The sequence below is a fragment of the Flavobacterium hungaricum genome (assembly GCF_015182285.1).
GTDB lineage: Bacteria > Bacteroidota > Bacteroidia > Flavobacteriales > Flavobacteriaceae > Flavobacterium > Flavobacterium hungaricum.
In genome coordinates this window covers 205,579-225,135 of record NZ_PRDM01000006.1, presented here as the reverse complement: position 1 = coordinate 225,135, position 19,557 = coordinate 205,579, and the positions used below count along the sequence as shown (strand labels likewise).

Genomic DNA, 19,557 nt, shown 5'->3' with positions numbered 1-19,557 from the left:
AGTTTATGTTTAAAGATTAAGATTATACGAAAGTTTAATAAAATAAGAGCGTCCATAAGCTAACATCAGCTCTGAGGAACCTGCATGACCAGCAGTCTGGTTGGTATTGGTTTGTCTAACATTAGTGACATTACAAATGTTTCTAGCTCCTATGGTAGCTTCTAATTGATTTTTAAAGAACCCTTGACGGACAGAAGCATCCAACCAATGACTTGGTTCAATATCGGATAAAATATAAGCAGAAGTACCTTCTATAAATTGCTGTGTTTTTCCGTTATATTTATAATATGCTGAAAAAGTAGTTTTCCACTTCGGAAGTTGATATGAAACACTGCTATTAACATTAAAAGAATACAAGAATTTGTCATCAGAGCTAAACACTTGGTTTTCTATCTTTCTTGAAACACCAACAACTGCCGCTCCAAGATTAAAGTTTAGATTGCCGATGCTGAATTGATTCATCGTAGAAAAATTCCACATTTTGTATTTGCTAATATTGATATATTGATATTCCGGATTTCCTGTATCTGGATTAAAGCGTATCAATGCCATATCAATTCTATCATTTACATCGAGATAACTTCCAGAAAATGTGTTAAAAACTCTCAGACCAGAGTCAAAAGATGTTGATTTTTTTAAACTAGCTTCATACGAAATGCTTGTCTCTGGAATTAAATTTTCATTTCCAACAAAAAAGTGCCCATCAAAGATTAATTTTGAGTACAATTCCTCAAAAGTGGGTGTTCTAAATGATGTACCAACCGACCCCCTAAGTTCAATACCTCTACTAAATAAATATCTTAAATTAAGTGACGATGCGTACTGATCTTTAAATCTCGATTGTGCAGAAAATCTAAGTCCTGGACGAATTGAAAATCTTTCTGTTGCCATAATCTCTGAGGAAGCAAAAAAATCGTAGTTTTCAAGAGTTTTTCTAATAGGAACAAAAGCATTATTCCCTTCTTGAATCAAAGAATATCCTTGATTATTTACAAATTCATATCCGATTTGAAGATCGTATTTTTTATTAACAAAAAAATTGCTTAAAGTACCCGTTGAGTAAAGAACTTCCATTGACTGATCTTTTACAGTAACGTTTTCTTTCTCATTTTTATTCTGAAAATAATATTTAAAATCTTCTACATTACGCTCTTGCTTTTGATGTGAAAGCGAAACATTATAATTCAATCTGCTAAAAAGCTTTCCTGTTGCATTTAAATTATGAAAATATCTGTTAGTAAAATATCTCATATCATCAGAGTAAGTATAAGTCCCCAATACTGGATTATATCCCGACTGCACAGTAGCATTATAATAATCAACGTCTTCGTCTAAATATTCAAACTTATAGAAAATTTTAAATGATCCTTTATTGTAAGCGATTAAAGCATTTCCATTAAGCTGTTCTTTAGGAAGCCATCTGTAACCTCGAGTTTGATCGTTTATATTATAGTCTTTTCCATTTTTATCATCTAAGAAACCTTGAAAATCATTACGAGTTGCTCCAATACTTACAAACCAATGATCGTTAATAGTATGAGCAGCTCTTAAAGATTGTATATGACGCCCTTTATCAAAAAGAGCATATTCATCTTTTACCGTTTCTTCTTGAACATACGCATTTATATTCCACTTATTTTGAGAAGATTTTTTGGTTATTATGTTTAAAACACCGCTGACAGCATTGGCACCATAAATCACTCCCATTGAACCTTCTACAATTTCAATTCGCTCAACATCGTTTAAATTAATCTGAGATAAATCCGTATTATTTCCTAAACCAGCTTCATTTACTAATGGTATATTATCTACCAGGATTTTAAAATACTGCGCATCTAATCCAAACAAGGATACTGTTGATCGTCCGCTTGTTCCACTTGGTCTGACCGTAATATTTAAGTATTGATTTAACACATCAGATAAATTATTCGCTGCTAAATTCTGGATATCCTTACTAGAGATTACACGAACATTATAAACCGATTTTTTTATAGATTGAGGTTCAAATTGTCCGGTAACTACAACTTCTGATAACTCTTTTGCATTTACACTATCCTTTTGTTTTTCTTGAGCAGAAAGCTGCACAGAGTACACAAAAGCAATAAGTAAGATATTTTTTATTTTCATTATTTTTATTCAGTCTTAATAATCGAGGCAAATATATAACTATTTTTAATTGTTCTAAATTAAATTTATATATTTGCGAAAAATTTAAAAACAAAACAATAAGTTATGATTTCAAAAAGCCTCTTTTTGTCAGCCGCGATGGCTCTTACGTGTGGTCTTGGATTTAGTCAGGACAAAAAACAACAGGACATAAAATCAATCAAATCTATGTGCGGATGTTATGAAGTGAAATTTAATTTTACAGAAACATTCTCTTATCCTAAAGATTCTCTTACTTACAAACCATCTGAAACAAAACACGAAGCTGCTTTAGAATGGGTTCAGTTATTAGAAGATACTCCTAACAAAATCGTTATGCAGCATTTACTAATTGTAAGCGACGATATGATCATCAAACACTGGAGACAAGATTGGCTATACGAAAACACAGACTTATATTCTTTTGACAAAGGAAATTCTTGGAAATACAAAAAATTAGACAAGAAAGCGGTAAAAGGACAATGGACTCAAAAAGTATATCAAGTAGACGACAGTCCGAGATACGAGGGATCTTCGACTTGGGTTCATGTTGACGGACAAGATTACTGGGCAAACGTTGCCGATGCACCGCTTCCTAGAAGAGAGCAGACAAAACGTAATGATTATAATGTTTTAAAAAGAAGAAACATCCACGAAATCACTGCAACTGGATGGAATCATGAGCAAGACAACGACAAATTGGTTCGTGACGATGCTGGAAAAGATGTTTTATTAGCGCAAGAAAAAGGGTTTGATGTTTACACAAAAGTTCCAGACATCAAATGTCAGGCCGCTCAAAAATGGTGGGCTGCTAACAATGTGCTTTGGAAAAATGTTCGCGACAAATGGCAGACTTTATTTGACAGACATCAAGACTTAAACTTAGAGGCTAAAGTAGAAAGAAAAGCACTTTATTCTCTTTTATTTGATTTAAAACCAGATACTGCAAAAGCAGAAACAGATAAAATTATTGACAAATTTGTTAAATAATTACATTAGAATTAGTTGATAAAAAAAGCCGATAGTTTCTAAAACCATCGGCTTTTTTATTGCTATAACTTCTAGTCCTTAAATAGCGATACAAAAAAAGCCGATAGTCTAAAAACTACCGGCTTTAAATTATCTTTAAGCAAAGATTTATTGTACACACTCAGAATAAGTAAGAGAGTGTTTTGTCAAATCTCCCCATTTTGGCTCTGGATTTTCTGAGATTAACTTATCACAGTTTTTCCACAACTCAGCAAATTCTTTTTTGTATTCTTTTTTCTTTAATAAGAAAGCAGGCTCATTTTTCTTAGCTACATAAAATGATTTTGCATCACCTCCAACAAATTTTACACCACCAACTCCAAATGATGCCGTTTCTTTTGCATAAGGGTCGCAGTAAATTTTAAACTCTTTACTAAAAGCAGGATTAAGAAGCTGCATTAATAATTTAGTCTGTTTCTTTTTAATTTTTACATCAGTAGTTTCAAAATAAGCATAACCTTCTTTTAAGTACTCTTGGTTTAATTTATCATCATTCCATTTTTGAAAATCTGAAATGAAATCTAATTTTTTTGTTAATTTATCAAGACCACTTGGAGGTAAGTACATAAATTTAATGTCTTCTGGTTTCAATTTGTGTTTTTTTCCAGCAGCATCCTGCAATTTGATATATTCAATTAATCCTTTCTCTCTATCAATATCTTTGATAGTCCCGCTGATTTCAGTTCCGTCAGTCAAAGTAATGTAAGCTGTTTTACTGTGAGAAAATCCATAAGAAGGAGCGATTAAGTCCTGTGCATTCATTATACCGAATGCAAAAAGTAACATCATTAATAAAGTAATTTTTTTACTCATTGTATTTTTGGGTTTATGTTTTGTGCCTACTCTTTTCGATTTTCGGCTTCCTCGACTATTCATACACTTTTATTAATAAACATTAAATCAGTAACTTAAAAGCTCATTAAATAAAAACTCACTGGTTATTTTCAAAGTGTAAACATAATTATAAAAACGACACTTACAAATCTTGTTAATAGTTTTTTACGCGAAAATTCATGCACTATAATTTTTTAAATAAACCCGAAATTAAAACACAACAATTAAGAATATTTATCTGACAGATATAAAAAAAGGACTCGATATTTTATCGAGTCCTCTCTTTAGAATCAAACTGTAATTCTTTTAAATCTCAAAAGAACAAAAGCAAAGATTATACTTCATCGTTTATCCATACTTTATAAAACTCATTTTTGATTCAAAAAATACTATTATCTAGTACCTCCAGCCCACCAAACATTTTCTTTATAAACATATGTTCCATCTCCGAATGCCGCTTTTACATTCTTATTTGCCGAGACATCAGAGTTTCCGTAAGTCAATCTAAGCGGAAACTTATCTATGTTAAGCGGGTTTTCTAATTGAATTGGATGTGCTGCAACTGATCCGTACATTGCCAATAAACGTCTATAATCATTATAAGCTTCAACACATTCATTTTCGTAGAATGACAGATATTTTTGTACAGCAATTTCTTTTAATAGAGCAGCATTAGTCGTAATGCCTAATCCTGCAACATATCCTGCAGCATTTGTAGACGAAAAATTAATAACCTCGTCTTTGTTAAAAGCAGCGTTTACTGCTGCAGTTAAACTAGCTGTGCTTATAACTGCGACTGAATTTCTTGCCTCTGCTTCAGCCTTAATAAACAATAGTTCATGGTAGCTTAACATAAATATTGGATTAGCTTTATTTATTAATGCTGAATATGAATAATTTTGACTTTGTGGACTCACACCATTTATAAAAAATTCATATGTAAAAGGTGCTCCTGTTGATTTTTGAATTTTTTCAAAATAACCATCAGCACGTGGATCATTTGCTCTTGCATTTAATTTATCAAATAAACTTTTACTTGCAAATAGATATCCTCTCTCATTATCTAATTGGTAATAAGGATTTGGAATGCCATCGTTTTTCATTTTAAATTCTTCATCTTTACTTGTAAAAGATTTACTCACATAAGATAATACCTTTGTGTAATCAGGCTGTCTAAAAGAAAGACGCAACGTATAACGTGCCAATAAACCATTTGCCGCTTTAATCCATTTTGTTTTGTTACCTTGATATATTAAATCTTGAGTTCCTAAACTTGCATAGGTTGATGTCTTTCCTAAATTAACAATTGCATCTTCTAAAGTTGCAAAAACAATTTTGTAAAGATCTTCCTGACGGTCCAATTTAGGTTGAAAAACAACTCCGGGCTGAAAAGCCTCTGAAAAAGGAACATCTCCATACATATCAGTTAATAAAGCTAAATTATAAGCATATAAAACTTGCGCTATTCCCAATGTAGCATAGTTACCTTTTTCCTCTCCAGTTGTACATTTTTCAATTATTAACTTTAGATTATACATTGTCTGATATTGACTGTTCCAAGAGTTGTTATAAGTAGTCTGACTTATAGGCTCACCATTTCTTGTTTCAGCATTATACATTTGACCACTGCCCCCTGCGTTTAATTCTACATAAATACCAGTGTAGAAAGATAAATCTGAACCGATGTTACCAAATGTAGTACTTGTCATAGCGTCAGTAATAGAAAAACGAGTTGGTACATCTGTTGGATTGTTTACATTTTTGTTGATATCGTCCATCTTATCCTCTGAACAAGAATTTAATAAAATTGACGTGATCACTAAAAGTAATATCACTTTATATTTTTTCATGATTTTTTGAATTATATTAATTGATTGTTAGATTCATTCCAACTCCAATACTAGTTGTTTGCGGAATAGATAATCTCTCAAAACCTCCTGCCATGTTGTTATTTCCTTGTGATGACTCTGGATCTAAATTTGGCATTTTAGCCCATAACAAAACGTTTCTTGCAAATGCAGAAAAACGCATATCAAATCTTGTTATAAATTTTGGAAGAGTATAACCTAAAGAAAGTTCTCTAAGCTTTACGAAAGAAGCATCATATACTGCAGTTTCTGCAATGTTAGAATATACTGTGTAGGTAGCTTCTTTTGTTGCCGCTTTTGTGTTTACTTCTCCAGTTGCTGTTACACCTTTCTGAACCAGTAATTCATCACGGTTTCCTGTTTTCGTACTTAACCCGTAAGTATCTAACAATGAGTTTGTCCCACTATAAATTTTCCCTCCGTTTTTCCAGTCAAAAGTAGCAGCAAGAGTTATTTTTTTGTATCTGAAAGAAGTTGTTCCTCCTAAATTGAATTTTGGAGCTACTTCGCCAAGTGATTTAGTTTCACCAGCTATTGCTAATCCATTATTATCAACTAGAATATTTCCTTTATCATCTCTTTTAAAAGATGTTCCGTAAATAACTGGAAAACGTTCTCCAATACTTGCTCTAATTTGCGGAGTAACAAATCCTCCTAAGAAAATATTTGGCACTCCCTCTTTTAATTCGTCAACAAAGTTGTCTATTTGTGTATAATTTGCAGAGATTGTCCAATCAAAATCAGTAGTTCTTACTGGACTAATACTTACGATTAACTCATGACTGTTAGTATGAATTTTTCCTCCATTCATCATTAAAGAAGAAGCTCCAGTTGAACCAGCTAATGGCACTGAAAAAATTTGATCTATTACGTTTTGTCTAGCATACGTATAATCTATACTTACACGATCACTAAATAATCTCACTTCTGCACCTAATTCATAAGATCTTGTATTTTGAGGTTTCAAGTTTGGATCATACATTACATTATTTGGTGTGTATGAATTTACCCCGCCAATAGGATAGCTTACAGGGGCAGTTCCCCAAAAGCCACCTCCGTAAGTAGGTACAGAATAATAATTGGCTTTATAATTTCCTGCTTGACCTACCTCAGCCCAAGACCCTCTAAGTTTAGCAAAAGATAATATTGAGTTTCCTTTTAAAGCCTCTAATTCAGTTAATACTAAGCCTAATGATACTGAAGGATACAGAAATGAGCGATTGTTTCTTGGCATTGATGATACAATATCATTTCGTATAGTACCACCTAAATAAATGAAGTTTCTGTATGAAAAGTTTACGTTTCCGAATAAACCAAAAGTTCGATTATTATTGATTTCATCTGTAGCAACAGTTTGCTGTGTATTAGCTAGATTAGCCCAACCACCAAAATTAAGATTATTACCAATCATATCATATACTTTTTCATACCTGTCGTTAATTTCATTCCCAACCAAAGCTGTTAAGTTTAAGTCTTCTGATATTTTATATTCATAATTTGCCGTGAATAATGAATTAATTGTTCGTGATGAAATTCCATAAATATATAAGTGACCTGCCGTAGTTTGTTTGTTACCATACTCTTCTATATTTCTATAATTAGTGGTATAGGTATCCGCTCCAAGCTGGTAACGGAAGCTAATTTTATGTTGGTCGTCTACCGCGATTTTTGGCATAAATTCAACATAGCTGTTCCCATAAAAACGCTCTGTTTGTTCGTCAAATATATTGTGCTTAGCTGCCCAATAAGGATTGTTAAACCCTGTTGTTCTGTAGTAAATTTGCTTATAAGGGTCGCTTGGATTTTCAAATCCGTTTCCTTTTAAATCGTAGCTGATCGGGCTTGCAAATGCACCTGCAACAGATGAATCATTTGCACCTGTAGCCTTTTGAATTTTAGTCGTAACATAATTACCCACAAATCCAGTTTTCCACTCTTCACTTAATTTTGTACTGAACGATGCTTTGGCATTATATCGATCCATTCCTGTTTCAGATACAAAACCATCCTGATTTGACGAACCTAAAGTAAATGCATAGCTGCTTTTATCATTTGTTTGTGTTATACTAAAAGAATTGTTGACTGTTATTCCGGTTTTAAAGAAATCACCAAAATTATCGTACACTCTAGGAGTTACCCACGGATCTAAGCCAGCTGCAGCTCTTTGTGGCACATAATATTTACCTGCATATACTGTTGCGTCCATGCCATTCAAAGTATTAGCAACACTTCCTCCATATTTCGCATCATTTGGTAAATCAGAAATTTTTGGACCCCAAGACAAAGAATTTGTTGGATCGTATGTACCTTTAGTTCCTTGTGCATATTCATTTTGAAAATCAATCTTTCTGGAAATGTTATCTACAGTAATAGAACTGTTGAAATTTATAGTAGGTTTACCATTTTTAGAAGCCCCTCTTCCGCTTTTAGTTGTAATTACAATTACTCCATTTGAAGCCCTAAGCCCATAAATTGCTGAAGCAGCTTGTCCTTTTAGAATGTTGATCGATTCAATATCGTTTGGGTCAATATCAACCGCTCTGTTAGCGCTATCTGATCCACTAACGCTATTTCCTGTACTGTAATCAGCTTGTGATGCCACAGGCATACCATCAATTACATATAAAGGAGTATTATTTCCTGTGAAAGAACGAGCTCCACGAATTACAATTTGAGAGGAAGCTCCTGGAGCACCACTAGAAGGAGTGACTTGTACACCTGCTAATTTTCCTTGGAGAGCCCCAGCTAAACTGTTATTATTCCCTCTTGTTAATTCGGTAGCTTTAACTTCTTGAGTAGCATATCCTAATGCTTTTTTTTCTTTTTTAACTCCTAAAGCTGTAACAACAACTCCATCAAGCTCCTGAGCAGCTGCATCAACCATTTTTACATTGATTGTAACAGAGCTAGCTAACATTTCCTGCGTTTTCAAGCCAATATAACTAAATACTAAAGTTTGATTTGGCGATGCTTTTATGGTATACTTTCCATCGAAATCTGTTTGAACTCCCGTTTTTGTACCTTTTATAAGCACATTTGCCCCCGGAATCGGGCCATTTGCATCTGACACCTTTCCTGAAATTGCTCTTTCTTGCGCAAAATTTAATTGCGTTGTTATGACAAACAGCATAACCAAGAACCCCGTAATTTTCTTTCTCATTTATAGTCCTTTTTTAATTTTAGGGGCGCAACTTATAAAATTAAATTATTTTTAACAAGATTTTACTGTCATTTAACATTTTAATATTTGGTAATTTGTTAAAACGATGGTGAGAAAAACTTATGAGGCATAAAAAAACCATCTTGATAAGTTAGATGGTTTTATTTCCCTTTGTTTTTTTTACTAAAAGCTTACTAATTCAAAATAGTTAAAAACAAATATGGGATCAAAAATTGCCTCTCTTTTCAGAATCAAAACAGACAACTTTATAATTCTTTTTATGCAAAAAATCGATTTATGTTAATAATACTAACAATAAATACTACGGAATAATTTGTAACAAAAATAAGACGGAAATAAAACGTGGAATACCCTTAAAAGCCTAAAAAACAATAAAAAAAGCCAATAGTTTTACAACTATTGGCTTTTCAATTTTTATTTATTTCTATTAACTACATTCGCTCTGGAACTTCAATTCCTAATAATTCAAAGGCAGATTTAATTATCTCTGCAACTTTTTGAGAAAGCTGTACTCTGAATATCTTTTTAGTCAAATCTACTTCTCCTAAAATATGAACTGATTGATAGAACGAATTATATTCTTTTACTAAGTCATAAGTATAATTAGCAATCAATGCGGGACTGTGATTTTGAGCTGCATTTTGAATTATTTCTGGAAAAAGTTCGATTTGTTTTACCAATTCTTTTTCTTTTTCATGCATTACTTCGAGTTCATTCAATGTAACATTGTAATCAAAATCGGCTTTGCGAATTATCGACTGAATCCTAGCGTAAGTATATTGAATAAAAGGCCCTGTATTTCCAGCAAAATCAACAGACTCTTCTGGATTAAACATAATACGTTTCTTAGGATCAATTTTTAAGATATAATATTTCAATGCTCCTAAACCAATTGTTTTGTACAATTTGGCTTTTTCTTCTGCCGAATAGCTGTCTAATTTCCCTAAATCTTCAGAGATTTGTTTGGCCGTATCCGTCATATCCTGCATCAAATCATCTGCATCGACAACAGTTCCTTCACGGCTTTTCATTTTTCCAGACGGAAGATCAACCATCCCGTATGATAAATGGTATAAATTTGAAGCCCAGTCAAAACCAAGTTTTTTTAGAATTAAGAATAAAACTTTAAAATGATGATCTTGTTCGTTACCAACAGTATAAATCATTCCGCCTACATCGGGCATATCTTTTACACGCTGAATTGCTGTTCCGATATCCTGCGTCATGTAAACAGCAGTGCCATCAGAACGCAGTACAATTTTACGATCCAGACCTTCAGCTGTCAAATCGATCCAAACAGAACCATCGGGATCTTTTTCAAAAACACCTTTATCAAGACCTACCTGTACAACATCTTTTCCTAGTAAGTAAGTGTTGCTTTCGTAGTAATATCTATCAAAATTAACTCCAAGATTAGCATAAGTAGTTTCAAAACCAGCATAAACCCATTGGTTCATTTTGTTCCAAAGCTCCATTACTTTTTCGTCACCAGCTTCCCATTTCTTAAGCATATCTTGAGCTTCGATAATAATTGGAGCTTGTTTTTTTGCTTCGTCTTCTGTTTTTCCGGCTTCAATCAAACTGTTAATTTCAGTTTTGTAAGCTTTATCAAATTCTACATAATATTTTCCAACCAATTTATCTCCTTTTAGACCAGAAGTCTCTGGAGTTTCTCCGTTTCCGAATTTTTCCCAAGCCAGCATCGATTTACAGATATGAATTCCTCTATCGTTGATGATTTGCGTTTTATAGACTTTTTTACCCGAAGCTTTTAAAATCTCTGCAACAGAATATCCTAACAGATTGTTACGAACGTGGCCTAAATGCAGAGGCTTATTGGTATTTGGTGAAGAATATTCTACCATTACCGCTTTTTCTTCTGGATTTGGAGTTACAAAACCGTACTGCTTTTGATCTTTGATTCCATTAAAGAAATTTAAGTAGTAATTATCAGAGATTACAATATTTAAGAAACCCGAAACTACGTTAAAACGTGCCACTTCAGAAAAATTTTCTACAAGGTAATTTCCAATTTTATTTCCCAGTTCAACAGGATTACTCTTAGTCACTTTTAGTAAGGGAAAAATTACCATTGTTATATCGCCTTCAAACTCTTTTCTAGTAGTTTGAAACTCAATTTTATCAACAGTAACATCAAATAATGCCTGTATTGCTTTTTGTATAGAAGGTGTTAGAATTTGTGCTAATGACATGTAAACTTAATTTTAAAGTGAGCAAAGATACTGCTTATTCATCAATTACAGAAAATCAAAAACATATTAAATTCAGCAAAACAATTTGAATTTGATAAAAACTCAATGTTTCTGGTTATTAAAATTATCAAAAAACCAAAAGCTTAAAGTGTTATAAAACAGCAGTTCTAAAAATTTTTATAAAATTTTCTAAAATTTAGTGTAACATATTCTAAATACAAGAGTCTTAATAGGGACTTCAAATTTTATTTGAGGCTAATCAAAAAAAAATAAAAAAAGCAAAAACTAACAAAATCATCATCAATCAAATCAAATCAATCACCTAACTAATCATGAAATTAAAATTCTTTCTGCTTGCATTACTGGGGGTATTTGCAGCAGCACAAGCCCAGAACACCGGATCGGTTTCTGGGAAAATTACAGAAAAGTCGAATAAAGCACCAATATCTTATGCAAGCGTTTCTTTAAAAGAAAACGGCAAAGTTGTAGCTGGAGTAAATACCGATGACAACGGAGACTTTTCATTTAAAAACATCGCTTTAAAAAGTTACACGATCGAAATTCAATATATTGGATTTAGAAAATACATCGGTTCTGTAATTTTAAGCGAAAACAAAAAAGCGGCAACTGTAAACGCAGCTCTTGAAGAAGAAGCAACACAGTTGAAAGGCGTAAATATTGTAGCTGAACGCTCAACAATCGAACAAAAAATCGATAGAAAAGTAGTAAACGTCGGAAAAGATTTAACTACTGCGGGAGCCTCTGCATCGGACATTATGAACAATATTCCGTCTGTGAATGTAGACCAGGACGGTAAACTTTCGCTTCGCGGGAACGACAATGTCCGTGTATTAATCGATGGAAGACCAAGTAATATTGACCCAGCGCAGTTGCTGAAACAGATTCCATCAACATCAATCAAAAAAATTGAGCTGATTACCAATCCAAGTGCCAAATACAATCCAGAAGGAATGTCTGGTATCATCAATATCATTTTGCATAAAAATGCTAATACTGGTTTTAACGGAAGTTACAGCGGAGGTATCACTTTTGGAGAAACGGCTAAGTTTAACCAATCTTTAGATTTGAACTACAAAACCGGAAAAGTAAACTTTTTTGGAAATGCTGGAAACAACTCTGGAAAATACTTTAATGATGGTTTTATCGAAAGATCAGATCGAACTGTTACTCAAAAATTAGATATTGTTAACGACAATGAATCCTACTTGTATAAAATTGGTATGGATTATTTAATAGATGATCACAATACTTTGTCTATCTACACGAATCAAAATAAATCAACTGGAAATGGTATAGTGAATACTGACATTGATTATATTAATTCTCCAGATAACATTGCTAATATGTATCAAAAATCAAGATATCAAGGACCTAATAAAACTGGAACTTATAACTTGGCTTACAAACATATCTTTAAAAAAGAAGGACACACTTTAGATTTTGAAGGAAACTACAGTGACACGAAGGAAAGTCAAAATGCAAATTTTGACAATCAAATCACAACGACTAATAACACTCAAAGTTCAGATATTTATAATGATTTCTTGACTAACAACCGAAAACTAAGTACTGTAAACATTGACTATGTAAATCCGTTAAACGAAAAAACCACTCTTGAAGCTGGAGCTGAGGCAAGATTAACAAGAACTGACAATGATTACAGCCGAATAAACGATCAAAACCCGTCGCAGAACTTAATCTCTAATTATACTTATGATACTGATATCTATTCTGCGTATGTAACTTTTGGACAAAAATTCAAAAAAATCAGTTATCAATTAGGTCTTCGTGGTGAAAGTTATAAAATGCAGGCAAATTTAAATCATGGCGAAACTAAGTACGACGATGATTATCTTACCTTATATCCTTCTGCTTATTTGACTTATAACGTAAATGAGAAAAACACTTTACAATTAAGCTACAGCCGTCGTGTTGACCGTCCGAGTTTAGGACAGACAAAACCAATTCGTGAGTTTTCTACTCCGTTAGTAACTTCGATAGGAAATCCAGATCTAAGACCTCAGTTTACTAATTCTGTAGAAGTAAATTATACTAAAACTCTTGAAAAAGGAAGCTTTACAGCTGGTGTTTTTGTGAGAAGCATCAATGATCAAATCAGCAGAATTTTATACCCAGATCCAACCGATCCAAGTGGAAATAAACAAATTATGTCTTACACAAACTTTGACCACAATACCGCTTATGGATTTGAAGTGTCAATGAATTATAAAATTACAAAATGGTGGGACATCCAGCCATCTATTGATTTTTCAAGTATAAATCAAGAAGGAGTTGTGTCTAAATTTAGCGAAGACAATAATCAAATTATCGCAGAAAACAGAAAGGTAACTGTTGCAGCATTTAACGGACGTATGAACTCGAACTTCAAAGCAAATAAACGTTTAAGTTTCTTACTTTTCGGATTCTACAGAGGTGCTGTTGACGGGGTTCAAAATAATAGTCACGAGATGTATAAAATGGATATTGGTTCACGTTATACATTGTTAGATAACAAAATGAATATCAGTGTACGTTTCAATGACGTTTTCAACACTATGAAATATGCGTTTGATACTGAGTATCCGTACGGCCAAACAGGTCAGTTTACATGGGAAAGCCAAACGGTATATTTAGGATTAACCTATAACTTTGGAAGCAGTAAAATCAAAAAATTACAGCGTAAACAAAGAGATGACAATACTAATAAAGGCGGCGGAGGAATGTTCTAATCTTCCTTTATTACTTATTTTTTTAGAATACTTGTAGAAAAGGAAAATCCTGAAGTTATGCCAAACTTCAGGATTTTTTTTATTTTATAAATATTCCAAAATTGCTTTTATTTCTTTAGGATCTGCCGTTTCAGAATCTGTAGTAATGGCCGACGTATGAAAGTAAGTTTCTTCTTTTAATTTTTCTTCTATTAACTGAACATTAGTAGAACGCAGCCCGCCTCCGGGCATTATCACAATTCTTTCGTCAGCCAATTTTTGAATTTTTTCTAAAACTTTAATTCCTTCTAAAACATTTGCACCTTGTCCTGAAGTAAGAATAGTATTAAAACCGCATTCTATAACATCTTCCAAAGATTCTTCAACGTCTTTTACGACATCAAAAGCACGGTGAAAAGTACACGAAAGCGGATGTGCCAGCTGGACCAACTCCTTGTTTTGTTTTTTATTTACTTTTCCATTTTCTTTCAGAATCCCAAAAACAAAACCATCCACACCCAATTTTTTCAATTGCTTAATATCTTGTTTCATTTCTGTTAGTTCTTCATCAGAATACATAAAATCCCCGCCTCTTGGTCTGATAATTACATGCATTTTAATATTTAGACTCTCCCGAACTTTTACAACCAAAATAGAGTTTGGAGTTGTTCCTCCAAGTTTCATGTTTTCGCATAATTCAATTCTGTCCGCACCATTTTCTTGCGCAATTATGGCAGATTCGTAGTTAAAGCAAGCTATTTCGAGTTGATTTTTTTTCATTTTATCTTAATTTAAAGGGGCTTTGACCTCAGTAAAAATCAAATCTTATTCTTAGTGAAATCGGGGACTAATTTACTACTAAACATTCTTTTTATTAAAATTATTATGAGTTGTTTTATTTAAGCATTTCGAAAGTTTTTTCAAATCTTCCCATTTGTCTATAATAATAGCTTCTTTCTTTTTCCGACTCCATCCTTTAACCTGCTTTTCAAATAAAATCGCGTGATTGATATCATTAAATTCTGTACAAAAAACCAATTCAACTGGTCTTTTATTATAAGTATAACTTTCTTGATTTGTACCGTAAGTATGTTCATTCAATCTTCTATTAATATTGTTAGTTACTCCTGTGTAATAACTTCCATCGGAACATTTTAAAATATACACATAATATAATTTCATAATTCTCTATAATTAAAAAATAAAAGTAAGAAAAATAATTCAAAACAATATGCTTTTAGATTTTACCTTGAACCGAATCAAAGGGAGATCCAACTGGAACGCGGGCTTCGACTCCGCTCAGCCTGACAATCTGAATCTAACAGCAAAAAATAAACACAATATTCATGTCAACCTGAGCGGAGTCGAAAGGCGATCCAATTATAACGCGGGACTTCGACTCCCCTCAGCCTGACAATCTGAATCTAACAGCAAAAAATAAACGCAATATTCATGTCACCCTGAGCGGAGTCGAACGGCATTCCAATTGGAACACGGGCTTCGACTCCGCTCAGCCTGACAATCTGAATCTAATAGCAAAAAATAAACACAATATTCATGTCAACCTGAGCGGAGCCGAAGGGCATTCCAATTGGAACGCGGGCTTCGACTCCGCTCAGCATGACAATCTGAATCAAACGGCAAAAAACAAACGCAATATTCATGTCACCCTGAGCGGAGTCGAAGGGCATCCCAATTGGAACGCGGGGCTTCGACTCCGCCCAGCCTCACAACGATTGCGCTCAACTTGACAAACGTCTTGCATCACTCAAAAAAAAAGAAATAAAAAAACCTGCTCCAAAAAGAAGCAGGTCTGAATATAATATTAATATAATTATTTTACCATTTTATAATAGCACTCGCCCAAGTAAAACCACTTCCGAAGGCTGCTAAAACAACAGTATCTCCAGATTTAATTTTTCCCTGCTCCCAAGCTTCGGTCAAAGCGATCGGAATAGAGGCCGCAGTGGTATTTCCGTATTTCTGGATATTATTATGAACTTGATCGTCGGTCAGTTTGAATTTATTCTGAATGAATTGAGAAATTCTCAAATTAGCCTGATGCGGAATCAGCATGTCAATATCAGAAACCTGCAAACCATTTGCTTCCAAACCTTCATTGATTACTTCTGCAAAACGAACTACTGCATTTTTAAATACAAACTGCCCGTTCATATAAGGATAATAACTTTCGTCATTCGGGTCATTGTCAGCCAAAATATCGGTTACCCAACGCGCTCCCATTCCCGGTGCCTGCAATGCCAATTCTTCTGCATGCTGTCCTTCAGAATGTAAGTGTGTCGATAAAATTCCTTTTGACAAATCTTCTTCACGGCTTAAAACTGCCGCTCCTGCTCCATCACCAAAAATTACCGAAACACCGCGTCCGCGTGTTGTCATATCTAAACCTGTTGAGTGAACCTCTGAACCAATTACCAAAATGTTCTTATACATTCCTGTTTTAATATATTGGTCTGCTACCGAAATAGCGTAAACAAAACCAGAACATTGATTTCTAACATCTAAAGCCCCTACAGTTTTCAGTCCTAAATCTCTCTGCACTAAAACTCCAGGACCTGGAAAATAATAATCTGGACTTAAGGTAGCAAAAACTACAAAGTCAATATCTTCTTTGGCAACGCCAGAACGTTCTATGGCAATTTTAGCTGCTTTTACTCCCATCGACGTTGTAGTGTCTTCTCCACGAATAATGTGTCTTCTTTCCTGAATTCCGGTTCTTTCTTGAATCCATTCATCATTGGTATCCATTATCTTAGACAAATCATCGTTAGTCACCACATTAGAAGGGACATAATATCCTAAACCAGCTATTTTCGAATGATACATACTCTTTTATTATTTATTAAAAAATTGGATTGCAAATTTACGCATACTTTAAAACATAAGCATACAAATTACCATTTTTTTCGTAATCAGCAATTTAATATCTACTAATAATTACCTCTATTGTTTCTTTTTTAATTCAAAAAAAGCAAAAAAAACTTCTAAAACATAAAAAGAATTAAATTAGCGCTTTAATTTGTAACAAGTCTAAATGACCTGAGACAAACATTTAATAATACCACTTTTTTTAAACCCAAAAATTCAAATTATGAAATTAAAAGTTACGCTATTTTTATTTCTAAACTTTGGTTTTTTTGCACTTGCACAAGAAAACCTTACTTACCAAAAACCCTCAAAATCAATACTCGATCTTGCAGATTACGAAAAAGCTCCTACGGTGGCTACAGATACAAAAAATGAGAATATACTCTTTATGTACCGCAACACCTACAAAACTTTAGACGATCTAAATCAAGATGAGCTTCGACTAGCTGGCTTAAGAATTAATCCGACTACTAATATTTCGAGTACAGTAACTTATATTACCAATCTGAAACTTCGCAAGGTTAGCGGTAAAAATGAAATTCAGGTTGCCGGATTACCGCAAAATCCAAAAATCAGTAATATTCTATGGTCCCCAAACGACAAGAAAATTTTATTTTCTCATACAACTGCTACAGGAGTTGAACTTTGGGTTTTGGACGTAGCTTCTGCGCAAGCAACAAGATTAACAGAAGCAACTGTAAATGCAAATCTAGGAAATCCGTTTAGCTGGCTTCCTGACAATGAAACAATCTTAGTAAAAATGCTTCCAAAAAACAGACAGCCTTTACTAGACTCTAAGAAAGATTTACCAACGGGGCCAATTGTTTCTACTACATCTGGAGAAAAATCACAAAACAGAACATACCCAGATATGTTGAAAAACAAAAATGATGAAATCAATTTTGAAAATGCTATTACTTCCGAATTATACAAAGTAAGCCTCAACGGAAATGCTGTCTTATTTAAAGAAGCAGCAATGTTTTCTGGCGAAAAAATTTCTCCAGATGGTAATTACATTATGCTTACTACCATTCACAAACCTTTTTCGTATGTAGTTCCTTTGTATCGTTTTCCTTCTAAAACCGTTGTTTACGACATTAGAGGAAAAGAAATCAAAACGGTAAACGAAGTACCGCTTTTCGAAATCATGCCTAAAGGTTTTATGGCAGTTCGAAAAGGAAAAAGAGAAATGGCTTGGAGAAATGACAAACCTGCCACTTTATACTATGCTGTTGCATTAGACGAAGGAAATCCTGCCAACAAAGTAGAATATAGAGACGAATTGTTTTTATGGGAAGCTCCATTTACTGCCGAACCGGTTTCTTTTACCAAAACACCACAACGTTTCAATGATATTGTTTGGGGTACTGACAATCTCGCTGTTCTATCAGATCAATGGTACGACACTCGTAATACCAAAACGTATTTGATAAATCCTTCAAATCCAGCACAAGCACCTAAAGTAATTACCGATAGAAATTACCAAGATGTATATTCTGATCCAGGTAATTTTCAAACTAAGAAAAACCAATACAACAAACACATCTTACTTTTAGAAAAAGATAATGCCTACCGTATTGCTGAAGGATATACCAAAGAAGGGCAATTTCCTTATATTGATGAATTTAACACCAAAACACTTCAAGCCAAACGACTTTACACTTCTTCGTACAAGGACAAAAAAGAAGATTTGATTGAAATTGATGATGTTAAATCTGGAAAAATTTTAGTGCAAATTCAATCTAAAAGTGAATATCCAAATTACTATATAAGAAACATTTACAAGAAAAACAGCTTAACTCCGATCACCGATTTCAAGAATCCTTTTGAAAGCATTAAAAATGTGAGCAAAGAGGTGATTAAATACAAACGTAAAGACGGTCTTGAATTATCGGGAACATTATATCTGCCAGCTGGTTACGATAAAGCAAAAAAAGAAAAACTGCCTTTGTTAATCTGGGCTTATCCAGCTGAGTACAAAGACAGAAACAGTGCTTCACAATCTACTCAAAACTCAAACGAGTTTACCCTTCCTTACTACGGATCATTCGTGTATTGGGTAACCAAAGGATATGTAGTTTTAGACGACGCTGCATTCCCGATTATTGGAGAAGGAACAACAGAACCAAATGACAACTTTATTTCACAATTAGTAGACAATGCTGCAGCTGCAATTGACGCTGTTGATGCTTTGGGTTACATCAACCGTAAAAAAGTGGCTGTCGGAGGTCATTCTTACGGTGCTTTTATGACCGCAAATTTATTGACACATTCTAATCTTTTTGCGTGCGGAATTGCTCGAAGCGGTGCTTACAATAGAACTTTGACTCCATTCGGGTTCCAAACAGAACAACGTAATTACTGGGAAGTTCCAGAGGTTTACAATACCATGTCTCCTTTTATGAATGCGGATAAAATGAAAACACCTATTTTATTAGTACACGGAGAAGCAGATAATAACCCAGGAACTTTTACATTGCAGACAGAACGTTATTTTCAAGCTTTAAAAGGTTTGGGAGCTAATGCTAGAATGGTAATTCTGCCAAAAGAATCTCACGGATATGCCGCTAAAGAAAACATCCTGCACTTATTATGGGAACAAGATCAGTTTTTAGAAAAATATTTGAAAAACTAATACTTCACATTCTACAAAAAGAAAACCCGTTAAT

General features: G+C 33.6%; 11 protein-coding genes. 3 read left to right on the top strand and 8 right to left on the bottom strand.

Annotated elements, in window-relative coordinates; translation table 11 throughout:
- Positions 1 to 9: 9 nt before the first annotated feature.
- Complete coding sequence (locus C4F50_RS22980; RefSeq protein ID WP_194140973.1) at positions 10 to 2,127, bottom strand: TonB-dependent receptor plug domain-containing protein; 2,118 nt, start codon at positions 2,125 to 2,127, stop codon at positions 10 to 12.
- Between the two features lie 105 nt (positions 2,128 to 2,232).
- Here C4F50_RS22980 and C4F50_RS22975 point away from each other — a divergent pair, with 105 nt between their 5' ends.
- Positions 2,233 to 3,135 (top strand): DUF6607 family protein, encoded by a 903-nt coding sequence (locus tag C4F50_RS22975; protein WP_194140972.1) that lies wholly within the window; start codon positions 2,233 to 2,235, stop codon positions 3,133 to 3,135.
- A gap of 147 nt (positions 3,136 to 3,282) precedes the next feature.
- Here C4F50_RS22975 and C4F50_RS22970 read toward each other — a convergent pair whose 3' ends face one another.
- The 4 genes from C4F50_RS22970 to argS form a co-directional block, all read right to left on the bottom strand.
- Positions 3,283 to 3,987: a hypothetical protein gene (locus C4F50_RS22970; RefSeq protein ID WP_194140971.1), complete on the bottom strand. Its 705-nt coding sequence runs from the start codon at positions 3,985 to 3,987 to the stop codon at positions 3,283 to 3,285.
- A gap of 413 nt (positions 3,988 to 4,400) precedes the next feature.
- Complete coding sequence (locus tag C4F50_RS22965) at positions 4,401 to 5,858, bottom strand: SusD/RagB family nutrient-binding outer membrane lipoprotein (protein WP_194140970.1); 1,458 nt, start codon at positions 5,856 to 5,858, stop codon at positions 4,401 to 4,403.
- 16 nt (positions 5,859 to 5,874) lie between these two features.
- On the bottom strand, positions 5,875 to 9,036 hold the full coding sequence (locus tag C4F50_RS22960) for a SusC/RagA family TonB-linked outer membrane protein (protein WP_194140969.1): 3,162 nt from the start codon (positions 9,034 to 9,036) through the stop codon (positions 5,875 to 5,877).
- A gap of 452 nt (positions 9,037 to 9,488) precedes the next feature.
- Positions 9,489 to 11,270, bottom strand: a complete 1,782-nt coding sequence (argS, locus tag C4F50_RS22955) for an arginine--tRNA ligase (RefSeq protein ID WP_194140968.1) — start codon at positions 11,268 to 11,270, stop codon at positions 9,489 to 9,491.
- A 332-nt stretch (positions 11,271 to 11,602) separates the two neighbouring features.
- On the opposite strand from argS, the gene C4F50_RS22950 reads away from it, so the two are divergent.
- Positions 11,603 to 14,020, top strand: coding sequence for a TonB-dependent receptor (locus C4F50_RS22950; RefSeq protein ID WP_194140967.1), 2,418 nt, complete (start codon positions 11,603 to 11,605; stop codon positions 14,018 to 14,020).
- A gap of 84 nt (positions 14,021 to 14,104) precedes the next feature.
- Here C4F50_RS22950 and C4F50_RS22945 read toward each other — a convergent pair whose 3' ends face one another.
- The 3 genes from C4F50_RS22945 to C4F50_RS22935 form a co-directional block, all read right to left on the bottom strand.
- Positions 14,105 to 14,779 carry a copper homeostasis protein CutC gene (locus tag C4F50_RS22945; protein WP_194140966.1) on the bottom strand — a complete coding sequence of 225 codons (675 nt, stop codon included), beginning with the start codon at positions 14,777 to 14,779 and terminating at the stop codon, positions 14,105 to 14,107.
- 78 nt (positions 14,780 to 14,857) lie between these two features.
- Positions 14,858 to 15,181: a GIY-YIG nuclease family protein gene (locus tag C4F50_RS22940; RefSeq protein ID WP_194140965.1), complete on the bottom strand. Its 324-nt coding sequence runs from the start codon at positions 15,179 to 15,181 to the stop codon at positions 14,858 to 14,860.
- A 657-nt stretch (positions 15,182 to 15,838) separates the two neighbouring features.
- Entirely contained in the window at positions 15,839 to 16,846 is a 1,008-nt protein-coding gene (locus C4F50_RS22935) for a 3-oxoacyl-ACP synthase III family protein (RefSeq protein ID WP_194140964.1), read from the bottom strand.
- Positions 16,847 to 17,111: 265 nt separating this feature from the next.
- Here C4F50_RS22935 and C4F50_RS22930 point away from each other — a divergent pair, with 265 nt between their 5' ends.
- Positions 17,112 to 19,523 (top strand): S9 family peptidase, encoded by a 2,412-nt coding sequence (locus tag C4F50_RS22930; protein WP_194140963.1) that lies wholly within the window; start codon positions 17,112 to 17,114, stop codon positions 19,521 to 19,523.
- Positions 19,524 to 19,557 lie beyond the last annotated feature (34 nt).

Coding starts and splice junctions, on each gene's coding strand:
- C4F50_RS22980 (WP_194140973.1), bottom strand. CDS start 2,127: ATGAAAATAAAAAATATCTTACTTATTGCTTTTGTGTACTCTGTGCAG.
- C4F50_RS22975 (WP_194140972.1), top strand. CDS start 2,233: ATGATTTCAAAAAGCCTCTTTTTGTCAGCCGCGATGGCTCTTACGTGT.
- C4F50_RS22970 (WP_194140971.1), bottom strand. CDS start 3,987: ATGAGTAAAAAAATTACTTTATTAATGATGTTACTTTTTGCATTCGGT.
- C4F50_RS22965 (WP_194140970.1), bottom strand. CDS start 5,858: ATGAAAAAATATAAAGTGATATTACTTTTAGTGATCACGTCAATTTTA.
- C4F50_RS22960 (WP_194140969.1), bottom strand. CDS start 9,036: ATGAGAAAGAAAATTACGGGGTTCTTGGTTATGCTGTTTGTCATAACA.
- argS (WP_194140968.1), bottom strand. CDS start 11,270: ATGTCATTAGCACAAATTCTAACACCTTCTATACAAAAAGCAATACAG.
- C4F50_RS22950 (WP_194140967.1), top strand. CDS start 11,603: ATGAAATTAAAATTCTTTCTGCTTGCATTACTGGGGGTATTTGCAGCA.
- C4F50_RS22945 (WP_194140966.1), bottom strand. CDS start 14,779: ATGAAAAAAAATCAACTCGAAATAGCTTGCTTTAACTACGAATCTGCC.
- C4F50_RS22940 (WP_194140965.1), bottom strand. CDS start 15,181: ATGAAATTATATTATGTGTATATTTTAAAATGTTCCGATGGAAGTTAT.
- C4F50_RS22935 (WP_194140964.1), bottom strand. CDS start 16,846: ATGTATCATTCGAAAATAGCTGGTTTAGGATATTATGTCCCTTCTAAT.
- C4F50_RS22930 (WP_194140963.1), top strand. CDS start 17,112: ATGAAATTAAAAGTTACGCTATTTTTATTTCTAAACTTTGGTTTTTTT.